We start from the raw sequence: 9,597 nt of genomic DNA on the forward strand, positions 1-9,597 counted from the left end.
CTTCTCCTCCGTGCCGACGTGCACCATCGGGGAAGGGGGCGCTCCTGGCAGGCGGACGTCGCCGCTGTTCGATACTGGACGATGATCAGCTTCCGTCACGAGAAGGTGATCAGCGCCTTCACCAGGTCGTCGAGCTTCTTGTCCGAGACCTCGAAGGCGCGCTCCATCTCCTCAAAGCGGAACGTGTGGGTGGTCATGTGCGTGGGATCGAGTCGCCTGCTCTCCTGAACGCGTAGCAGCCGCTCCATGCGCACCCTGCCGCCCGGGCACAGGCCGGTCGTGATCGTCTTGTTGGCCATCCCGACGCCCCACTCGATACGGGGAATGCGCACGAACTCGCCTTCTCCGTAATAGTCGGTGTTGGAGACCGTCCCGCCCGGTCTAGTGATCTTTACGGCGGTCTGGAGGGTGGCGTCCGCGCCGAGGGCTTCGATGGCGGTGTCCACGCCCTGTCCCTGGGTCAGGTCAAGGATGCGCTCGACGACCTCCTCGGTGGTTAAGTCTACGATCTCGTCGGCGCCGTAGTCGCGAGCGAGCTTCTGCCGGCTGGGCACCGATCCGACCCCGATGACCAGGCCGGCCTCGCGCAGCTTGGCGCCCGCGGTGGCCATGAGGCCCGCCATCTCGTCGGGCACGCAGCCGGGGATCTTCGCCAGGTTCGCGTCGGCCTCGTTCACGTGGAAGTACTCGGCAAAGACCCCGTCCTCGGAATTGGCGAACGTGAACCCCCCGAGCGGTCCGCCTGACTGTGACGGATGACCGTCCTGGGAGGCAAGATCACCCCAGTCGGGAGTGATGGCGCCCACCAGGACCCGGTCGCCCGGCCGGAAGGCCGTCACCTCGTGCACCACGCCGACGCCCTCGTGTTCTCCCGCGGCCCGATGCCGGCATTGACGGTGTGGGAGTCCGACGTACAAGCCAGGGCGGTGGTCGTTCGTACGACGGAATCCAGCGAACCTGGCCGCGGGACGGGCTGGTCCATCAAGCCGACCTGTCCGATTTCCTTCATCACGAACGCCTGCATCGTGCCCCCGAATGTTCCCCCGTGTCCAGCGTCGCCGAGAACGCCGCAGACATGCGCAGCTCTACCCCGTCGATCTCGGCGTTTAACTTCGGTCTCTTCCCTGTGGACTGTCCGCGGACCCCGCGCAATGACGTGTCCACCGGTTTCATAGGCGAACGCCCATGAACCACTGCCTCCGGCCGAACGCATCCAGGGTGAACACCGTTTCATAGGTCGGTGCAAACGGGTGGCTGTGTGACGCGGTGCGAGCTCACTAATACTCTCCCAGAACCCGGGAGGAGGCCGACGGGGCCCGGAAGCGACACAGGCATCCTTTATAAGGCTGGAACGCAGCTTGGGCAGCAGCCATGAATAGACCCCGCCGACTCTCGTTCCCACGGCGATCACCGCCCCGTCACCGCTCATGGCCAGCTGCCACCCTTGCGACTCAGGAACCTTCAACGTGGCCAGCCGGATCGGGTGCGACGGATCCTTCAGCCCCATATGACCACCGGGTCAATCGTCGACTGCTCGTTCTCGACCGTGGCTGCGATGCTCCCGTCGCCGGTGATGGCTATCGGCGTTCCCCCTTCGGCAGAGTTCGACAGGCTCCCCACCTGGTGCAGCCGCGCCGGATCGGTCACATCCCAAATGGCCCGATCGATGATCGCCTTCCGGCCGTCGGCGCTCATCATGCCACCGCCCCATCCGTTCCCCCTTGGCGCATGCTCCGCACTCATGAGCCGCGAGCTCGGACCGGGATGGCTCGGATCAGCGAGCGACCAGACGATGGCCGAATCCTGGCTGACGGTGAGCAGCTTGCTGCCGTCCGCTGACGCCGACACCGCTCCCACGCCGGATGTGTGCTCACGCACGCGCGCCAGTAACTGCGGCTTGTCGACTCCGAGTCTCCAACCTCGACCGAGCCGTTCTCGAAGCCGGCGAACAATGTCATGCCATCGGCACTCAGCGAGACATCGAGAAGCCGTTCCTTGTAGTCGCCGGTGCGGACAACAGCCCTCTTCGGATCGTCGGCCTCGTTGCGGTCCCACATCTTGATGTCGCCGCTTGCCGCGTCACCGATCACCGCGATCCGCCCGTCGGAGGACAACGCCACCGGCCCGAACCCACGATCAAGGATCGTGGACCTGCTCCCCGTAAGATTCTCTCTCCGCTTCGGGTCCCTTTCGAGACGCCAAAGGCCGGAGCCCTCCTGCGCGTCGGAGACGAGTGCCAGCTTCCCATCGGAACTCACCGCGACATCGATAACGGTCGCCGTCCCAGGGAGGAAGCCTCGGCGCTCCTCGGTGAGCGTCTCGGCCAGTGCGGATGTGGTGTAACCATCCGAGTGGGTCAGTACGGCGACATAGCCCAACAGTTCTGCGGCATACCAGTCCGACCCGCGCTGCTTGATGCCGTCGAGGGCGATGGACCGGGCTTGGGACACGGTATGTGCCCGCAGGCAGACAGGCACCCCTGCTCCGATCAGCAGAGCCACGGCGACGAGCGCGGGCCCCAGGCGCAACCAACGCCTGTAGTTTCTAGGCGGCACTTATCCCGCATAGGTGAACCAGCCAGGCCGGACCTCCCGCGGCGAGCATGTCGCATATCTCGCCGCCCGTTTCCGCGTAGGTCTTCATGAACTCAAGCTTCCCGGCGAACTTGATCGCTCCGCAGATCCCGCCGAGGATGCCTTTGTTCGCATTGACCCGCGCGATCCCCATCCAGGCCTGGAACGGCGTGTACGTGAGGTCGCAGTCGGCGGCCGGAGAACCCTTCTCACGCCTTTTGCACGACGGAAACAGGCTTGTCATCGCACCCGGTCTGCTTCGCGTCATTCGCGCTGAGAATACAGCGGATCACGTCATCCGCCAGGAGCGTGCATCCGTTCTTGTTGTTCGTCCGCTTGATGCAGTCCATCTGGATGACGCCGGCGCTCAAGCAGTCGCCCCCGGTTCCGCCGCTTCTGTGGCACGAGGAGACTCTCTCGGCTACGCCCTTACAGGCAGACTTGTCGCTTATGCCGTAGCCGTCGATGCCGGTTGCGAGATTGCCCTTGTAGCTGCAGGCATATGCGTCGATCGACGCCTGGCAGCCGTCCCTACTGCCCGAGCTGCCCCTTCCTCGGCACTCCACGTAGGCGTTCGTTCCGCCGTTGCACATGTCGACGACCGGCGATGCAGGCGAGCCCTGCGAGCCGCTGTAGTGGTCGCGGCATTGGGCGTTCTTCTCGTAGCCCTCGATGCAGACGGGCCGGGACGTGTTCTTGTCCTTCATGCAGCCCTGATAACCGGCGTCCCACCCACAGCGGTTGCCGTACCCCATCCCCTCGCACGCGGAATGAACGCCCTTGGACTGACAGCCGCATCGTTGCTGTGGAAGCCGAGCTGACAGTCCAGGTTGAAGGAGCTCCTTCAGTGCCCGGTTTGGTAAGGCGCAGTGTTCTCCTGCCTTGAGGACTCACCGCGCCCCCTCGGCCGGGACACGGATCAGCAAAGCCTTGGGGGCGTGTCATGACGCGCGGAAGGACCAGTTTGTTCGGGCGCAGCCTCGATCGGGGCGGGAGCTCTCACCCGCTGTGGCTTGGTCGGTCGCCATGGGGTCCCTTTGATCCGAAGGCGCGTTTCCTGAGGGTGCTGCGAGACTCGTCGCCGTGGCTGAAAGGTGCCCCAGTCAGCGCTTTCTGCGCCAGCGCGTGCCCGCGGTGCCGATGCCTCCCTGATGAAGTGCGAGCAGGCACAGTCCGAGCAGGATGAAGGCCGTGCCGCCGATGCCGGCGATGGCGGCGTTGAGCAGGTCGAGCAGCAGGCCGATCGCGAAGACGATGGCCGCGACGATGGCCAGCACGACGTCACCCCGTCGCGTGGTCGTCGGCGAGCGGCATCAGCTTGTGCAAGACGTTGCGGTAGGCGCGCAGGGCCATCCTCAGTCGCTCGGTGTCGGTGTCGTCATGGTCGGTGTTCTTCCAGGGCTCCTGGAGCTCACGCAGGCGGCGTTCCAGCGTCTCGCGGATGGAGGTCATCACTTCGTCCATGAGCGCGTCGGCGCGCTGAACGGCTTCGCGCGGGTCGTCCACGAAGGACGCTTGAAGATCGTGCCACTGGTCCAGGACACCGCCCGGGTCGCTGCCGAATAACGAGGCGCGTTGCGGTGGCGCGGGTTCAGCCGCCGGGTCGAACACGAGCTTGTCGGAGGTGGTGGCCGGCAGAGTGTCGTGATCGAGAACGGGCACGGGCCGAGGTGGCGGTATGTCGGTGGTCTGGTCGAGGCGCTCTTCGTCGTTGCGGATGTCCATGCGTCAGCTTTCTCGAAGGTCGCCGTGCAGGGCCGGATGGTCGTCACGGGCAGCGGCGGCTGGTTGCGGTTGGTCAGTGTCACTGTCGGCGAGGTCGCCGTCGTCGAGAAGCTCCTCGAACAGAACGCGGTAATGCACCATGGCCTGACGCAGATCCTCGGTGGAGGCTTGGTCACGCGCGGCACGCCCGCTGATCTGGCGGGCCTTCCTGTAATGGTGCAGGGTGCGGCCGTGCACCACCGACAGGTTGGAGAGCTGCTGCTGGAAGTCTCCTGCGGGGTATCCGCGTTCGGCCATGGCCGCCATCACCAGCTGATCGGCCTCGCCCACGGTGGAGCCTGGCGCGTCCACGAACTGCGCCTGCAGTTTGGTCCACCGCGCGCGGTAGCTCTGCCGGGCCTGCGGGCTGAGCGGCTTGATGTCGAGGGTGGCGAACCGCTTCTCGCGGGTCCGCAACTCCCGCTCGGCCTCGCCGCGGGTGTCCCGCTGGCTCAGGGTCCGTTCATATTCGGGACCGAAGCGCCGGCGAAGCCGCTGCCGGCGCTGTCGCAGCACGATAGAGGCGATGGCCAGCATCACCACCGCCACCACGGCCACCGCGACCCAGGTCATGGTCATGCTGGTCATATCTGCCTCCTGGAGACTCGATGCCTTCGCTCACCGCCCGGGGGCGAAGGCATCGGATGGAACACATCTGCCGGTCAGGACCGAAGATCGTCCGGATACTGACGGTGAGCGTGTTGCCTGGCCTCGTGGCCAGGACGGTCCACCATGATGGGCGGCGCGTCATCGATGACGTGCTGGTGGCTACGGACGGTCGACTGGCTCCAGCGCAATCTGCCACGCAGCAGCAGGGGAAGCCACGAGCGTGACGCCGCCACCGAGCATCAGGATGACACCCACGATGCGCAGGTCGAGGCCGCCAACTGTTCCCCTGCTCAGCGCGAAGGTGAGGATGGCCCCGATGACGGGGATGCCACCGGCAACGGACATCGGGCCGCCCCCCGCCGCGGCACTCGGCCGCTTTCATCGGCGGCCCGCCCAGCGGCCAGAACGCCGCCCGGTGAACAGGTTGTAGGCGAGCAGCAGAACAGCCGCGCCGACGATGGCGCAGACCCACGTCGACAGGTTGAAGAACCCCTGAAGCCCCGAGACATGGAACAGCTGCGTGGCCACGAAGCCGCCCAGCAGTGCGCCGGCGACGCCGAGCACGAAGGTGATGATCAACCCTTGCGGGTCTCTGCCGGGGACCAGCGCTCTGGCCACCAGCCCGGCTACCAATCCGAGGATGATCCAGGCGATGATGCCCATGACCGAACTCCTAGTGCGGCGAATCGATGACTGCGCGGGATCGGTCTTCCGGACCGGTCGAAGCAGAGGGCCGGCCGCTCGCGGACTCGCCGGGGCCGGCCGTCGAACTCGTTCTCCTTGAGCCAACATCCCCGCATGCCGTACGGACACAGCCAATCCCTGAAGGGTTCATCACCACAGCCGATCACCGGACGGAGCACGGGCGATGAGGACCGTCTGGCGGTTGTACGGCAGGCGGCCCGGATCGGTCGGCCCCGTCCGGCGTCGTCGGGCTCGGCCTGCTGAAGGAACTTGATCGGCGATCAGCTACGGTGATGAGCTTTGCTCGGAACGCCGGTAGCCGTCTGCTGGTCAGCGGCATTGGATGGCGGTGTCTGGCTACCCGTCTTCGGGCGGTGTGCGTCAGCGTCGATACCGCGCGGAGGCAGCCATATCCACCGAGACCATGTTATGGATGGCCGTAATCGTCGTCGAGATGGTGATCCCGGCCATCGTCTCCGGACGCATCTTGCTGCCCAGCCCGCCCATGACGCTCCTGCACGGAAGCTCGGGCCTCACCGGGAGGGGCGGGCGCTCGGGAGACGGCGTGTTTCATCACGCCCGCTGTTCAGCACCGGCTGCTGTTTCGTACCGAGCTGAAGAACGTGCGCCAACGACTCGCCATCGTGTTCGGCGCCGCGGTGACGCTGGCGACCAGCCGACTGTGGCCATTCTGCAGTCGATCATCGGCCTTCGCCGCCCAAGCGACGGCCAGCGGACAGGAAAGTAGATATGGCGCGGACTGGCCAGGCGCCGGTGAGCAGGCCTCTACCGACCGGCGATCACGATCGGACGGCGCTCATGACGGCTCTTGGCACCCGCAGCCGTCAGCAGGGACCTGTCCTCGACCTCGCGCCCGGGCATCACGTCGATACGGCGAGTGAGTATCGCAGACTCGACACACCGTTGGATGGATCTCTTCTCGCCGCCCGTTATCGGCTGCTCGAACCTCTCGGGCGGGGCGGCATGGGAACGGTCTGGCACGGTCGTGACGAGTTGCTCGCTCGCGAGGTCGCGATCAAGGAAGTGTCGTTGCCGACCGGATCCGAACGGACAGTCCTGGCCGAGCGCACGCGGCAAGAGGCACGTGCCACGGCACGCGTCAGCCATCCCAATGTCGCGGGCGTGTACGACCTCATCGAGGTGGCCGGTCAGCCCTGGATCGTGCTGGAGTTGGTGCGCTCCCGAACGCTCGGTCAAAGGGTGGCCCAGGATGGGCCGCTGTCTCCGCGCGCGGTGGCGAAGATCGGTCTGGACGTGCTCGAGGGGTTGTGCGCCGCTCACGCGGCCGGGATCGTGCACTTGGACGTCAAGCCGGACAACGTGCTGCTGGGCCATGACGGTCGCGTGGTCCTGACCGACTTCGGCATCGCCGCCATGGACGGCGAGGACCCGCTCACCCAGACCGGGATGCTGACCGGCACCATGGATTTCCTGGCTCCTGAGCGGGTCACAGGTGACGCCTGCCCACAGTCGGACCTGTGGTCGCTGGGCGCCACCCTTTTCATGGCCGTCGAAGGGAGGCCCCCCTTCTGCCGTGACACGGCGATTCATACTCTTGTCGCTGTGCTCGCCGACCCACCCGACCCCTTCCAAAGGGCTGGACCGCTGGCGGCCATGCTCGCCGGCCTGCTTGACAAGGACCCTGCCACGCGGCTGGACGCAGCCGGCGCGCGCGAGCGACTCCGGCACGTGGCAGATTTATGGCCGTTGAAGGACAAGCTGTCAGCGACCACCCTCATGCACACCCCTGTGGCAGCGACCTCACCGTTCATGCCCGGAATCGCCGCGCCGTCGATGAGGGGATCCCGACTCGGCAGCGGCAATCTCATCTGTTCCAGTTCCACGGGAATGTCCAGGACACCCATGTCTTGTCCTTGCTTGTGGTGTCTTGCAGGCAGCAGGTGGTCAGCCGGTGGTGAACGGCGGCCAGGTCGGCGGGGTGTGGAGGATGGCTTGGGTCAGCGTGTCCGGGGGCCGGTGGTGCCGATGCCCGCTTGATGGAGCGCGAGCAGGCACAGCCCGAGCAGGACGAAAGCGGTTGCGCCGATGCTGGCGATGGTGACGTTGAGCAGGTTCAGCAGCAGGCCGGACACGAAGATGATGGCCGCGATGATGGCGAAGCACGGGTTTACCGTGGCACGTGGTCGTCGGCGAGTGGCAGCAGCTGGTGCAAGGTGTCGCGGTAGGAGCGCAGTGTCATCCTCAGCTGCTCGGTGTCATGGTGGCCGGTGTTCTTTCAGCGCTCCTGCAGCTCACGGATGCGGCTTTTCAGGGACTGGTGGAGCGAGGCCATGACCTCGTCCAGAAGTGAGTCGGCGCGTTGCACGGCATCGCGGGGATCGTCGACGAAGGACGCCTGAAGGCCGTGCCACCGGTCCTGGACATCGGCGGGTCGCTGCCGAGCACAGACACCGGCGGGACGGGCGGTGCCGGTGGCGGCTGGGCCGCCTGGTCGAAGACGAGCTGGTCAGGCGTCGGCGCCGGCGCGGGGTCGCCGTCGTTGTCGTGCGTCAGAACGGGTACGGTCCGGATCGGCGGCATGGCGCCGGATTCGTCGAGGCGCTCATCAAGGCGTTCGGGGTCGTTGCGTATGTCCATGTCGAGTCACCATTGCTGGGAGTCGTCGGTGATTGCTGGTTGCTCGTGGCCGGCTGGGGAGGGGTGGGAGTGGTGCTCGTCGCCATCGTCGAGGAGTTCCTGGAACAGGACGCGGTAGTGCACCATGGCCTGCCGCAGGTCCTCGGTGGAGGCCTCGCCCGGTGCAGCGCGCGCGCTGATCTCGTGGGCTTGGCGGTAGTGGTGCAGGGTACGGCCGTGCACCACTGACAGGTCCGACAGCTGCTGCTCGAAGTCTTCGGTGGGATATCCGCGCTCGGCCATGACGGTGGTGACCAGCTCGTCGGCCTCGGTCACGGCGGGGCCTGGCGCGTCGACGAACCGCTCCTGGAGCCTGGTCCATTGCTCGGCGTAGGTCTGCCGGGATTCGGGGGTCAGCGGTGTGATGTCGAGCGTGGCGACCCACCTCTGTCGGGCACGTAACTCCTGCTCGGCCTCGCCCCGGTTGTCCCGATCGTTGACGAGGCGTTCGTATTCAGGGCCGAAGCGCCGGCGAAGGCGTCGCCGGCGCTGCTGCAGCACGACGAAGCCCGATGGCCGCGATCACAACCACCGCCACGGCGACGGCCAACCACGTCATGGCGGACATGTTTGCCTCCTGAGATGTCGATGCCTTCGCATGCCTGGCAAGGACGGGGCCAAGGCAGCGGGTTGGCGGTGTGCTGACCGGTCCTGACGGCCCATCGGGGCTGCCGCCGCGTGCCGGCCGCCGCCGGCACGGGCGGACCGCACGGCTTCAGATCGGATGTGGTCATCGGTACGGCCTCGGCGCTTTCCCCTGGTCACAGGCGACGATCGTCCGGGGCCCTGCGGGTGCCAGCCCGTCTGCCGTCGTCACCGGAGACGTGCAACACCTCGGTGGCGACGAACCCACCGAGCAGCGCCCCGGCGATGCCGAGCGCGAAGGTGATGACCATACCCTGCGCGTCCTTGCCGGGAACCAGCATTCTGGCCACCGCCCCGGCGACCAGTCCGATGATGATCCAAGCGATGATGCCCATGGCCGAGCTCCTATGGCGGTGCATCGACGGCTGCAGGGGATCGGTCTTCCGGACCGGTCGAAGCAGGGGACCGTGTGAGTGACGGCGCCGACGGTCGAACTCGTTCACTTCGAGCCAACACTCACGGATGCCGTGTAGGAAACAGGCGATCCAGGAAGGACCCATCTCCAGGACCGATCACCGTGTTCAGAGCCGGCGCATTAGACAGGCTCATCACTGGGGCTGGTGGCTGTCGGAGCCCCCGAGCCGGGCGGCGGCCCGGTGGCGGGGCTGATGGGTTCCAGCCAGCCGAGCCGCTCGGCCAGCCGCCGGGCGCTGTCGATCACGGT

16 protein-coding genes are annotated in these 9,597 nt (G+C 66.5%); 1 reads left to right on the forward strand and 15 read right to left on the reverse strand.

Features of this window, described 5'->3' with window-relative positions:
* Positions 1-95: 95 nt before the first annotated feature.
* From ETD86_RS29310 to ETD86_RS59275, 11 genes are all read right to left on the reverse strand, one after another.
* Positions 96-851: a zinc-binding dehydrogenase gene (locus ETD86_RS29310; RefSeq protein ID WP_246148388.1), complete on the reverse strand. Its 756-nt coding sequence runs from the start codon at positions 849-851 to the stop codon at positions 96-98.
* 646 nt (positions 852-1,497) lie between these two features.
* The gene (locus ETD86_RS29315) at positions 1,498-1,698 is read right to left on the reverse strand and encodes a hypothetical protein (RefSeq protein ID WP_138669458.1); all 201 of its coding nucleotides are present in this window, start codon (positions 1,696-1,698) and stop codon (positions 1,498-1,500) included.
* 41 nt (positions 1,699-1,739) lie between these two features.
* The gene (locus ETD86_RS29320; protein WP_138669460.1) at positions 1,740-2,501 is read right to left on the reverse strand and encodes a WD40 repeat domain-containing protein; all 762 of its coding nucleotides are present in this window, start codon (positions 2,499-2,501) and stop codon (positions 1,740-1,742) included.
* Positions 2,502-2,544: 43 nt separating this feature from the next.
* Positions 2,545-2,817, reverse strand: coding sequence for a hypothetical protein (locus tag ETD86_RS29325; protein WP_138669462.1), 273 nt, complete (start codon positions 2,815-2,817; stop codon positions 2,545-2,547).
* A complete protein-coding gene (locus ETD86_RS29330; protein ID WP_138669464.1) occupies positions 2,783-3,280 on the reverse strand; it encodes a hypothetical protein in 498 nt (165 codons plus the stop codon). Before ETD86_RS29330 ends, ETD86_RS29325 begins: the two co-directional genes overlap by 35 nt.
* 396 nt (positions 3,281-3,676) lie before the next feature.
* The gene (locus tag ETD86_RS55525; protein ID WP_170223332.1) at positions 3,677-3,850 is read right to left on the reverse strand and encodes a hypothetical protein; all 174 of its coding nucleotides are present in this window, start codon (positions 3,848-3,850) and stop codon (positions 3,677-3,679) included.
* A gap of 4 nt (positions 3,851-3,854) precedes the next feature.
* The gene (locus ETD86_RS29335) at positions 3,855-4,298 is read right to left on the reverse strand and encodes a hypothetical protein (RefSeq protein ID WP_138669466.1); all 444 of its coding nucleotides are present in this window, start codon (positions 4,296-4,298) and stop codon (positions 3,855-3,857) included.
* A gap of 3 nt (positions 4,299-4,301) precedes the next feature.
* Positions 4,302-4,925 (reverse strand): hypothetical protein, encoded by a 624-nt coding sequence (locus ETD86_RS29340; protein ID WP_138669468.1) that lies wholly within the window; start codon positions 4,923-4,925, stop codon positions 4,302-4,304.
* 180 nt (positions 4,926-5,105) lie between these two features.
* On the reverse strand, positions 5,106-5,291 hold the full coding sequence (locus tag ETD86_RS29345; protein WP_138669470.1) for a hypothetical protein: 186 nt from the start codon (positions 5,289-5,291) through the stop codon (positions 5,106-5,108).
* 33 nt (positions 5,292-5,324) lie between these two features.
* The gene (locus ETD86_RS29350) at positions 5,325-5,609 is read right to left on the reverse strand and encodes a GlsB/YeaQ/YmgE family stress response membrane protein (RefSeq protein WP_138669472.1); all 285 of its coding nucleotides are present in this window, start codon (positions 5,607-5,609) and stop codon (positions 5,325-5,327) included.
* A gap of 402 nt (positions 5,610-6,011) precedes the next feature.
* Positions 6,012-6,137, reverse strand: a complete 126-nt coding sequence (locus ETD86_RS59275) for a hypothetical protein (protein WP_281286975.1) — start codon at positions 6,135-6,137, stop codon at positions 6,012-6,014.
* A gap of 312 nt (positions 6,138-6,449) precedes the next feature.
* Here ETD86_RS59275 and ETD86_RS29355 point away from each other — a divergent pair, with 312 nt between their 5' ends.
* Positions 6,450-7,649 (forward strand): serine/threonine-protein kinase, encoded by a 1,200-nt coding sequence (locus ETD86_RS29355; protein ID WP_281286976.1) that lies wholly within the window; start codon positions 6,450-6,452, stop codon positions 7,647-7,649.
* Here the strand turns inward: ETD86_RS29355 and ETD86_RS59280 are convergent.
* From ETD86_RS59280 to ETD86_RS29370, 4 genes are all read right to left on the reverse strand, one after another.
* The gene (locus ETD86_RS59280; RefSeq protein WP_281286977.1) at positions 7,610-7,744 is read right to left on the reverse strand and encodes a hypothetical protein; all 135 of its coding nucleotides are present in this window, start codon (positions 7,742-7,744) and stop codon (positions 7,610-7,612) included. The two genes, ETD86_RS29355 and ETD86_RS59280, sit on opposite strands and share 40 nt — an antisense overlap.
* A 175-nt stretch (positions 7,745-7,919) precedes the next feature.
* Positions 7,920-8,249, reverse strand: coding sequence for a hypothetical protein (locus ETD86_RS29360; RefSeq protein ID WP_138669476.1), 330 nt, complete (start codon positions 8,247-8,249; stop codon positions 7,920-7,922).
* A gap of 6 nt (positions 8,250-8,255) precedes the next feature.
* Entirely contained in the window at positions 8,256-8,789 is a 534-nt protein-coding gene (locus ETD86_RS29365) for a hypothetical protein (protein ID WP_211370398.1), read from the reverse strand.
* 260 nt (positions 8,790-9,049) lie between these two features.
* Positions 9,050-9,268: a GlsB/YeaQ/YmgE family stress response membrane protein gene (locus ETD86_RS29370; protein WP_138669478.1), complete on the reverse strand. Its 219-nt coding sequence runs from the start codon at positions 9,266-9,268 to the stop codon at positions 9,050-9,052.
* Positions 9,269-9,597: the final 329 nt, after the last annotated feature.

The organism is Nonomuraea turkmeniaca, assembly GCF_005889735.1.
GTDB classification, from domain to species: Bacteria; Actinomycetota; Actinomycetes; order Streptosporangiales; family Streptosporangiaceae; genus Nonomuraea; species Nonomuraea turkmeniaca.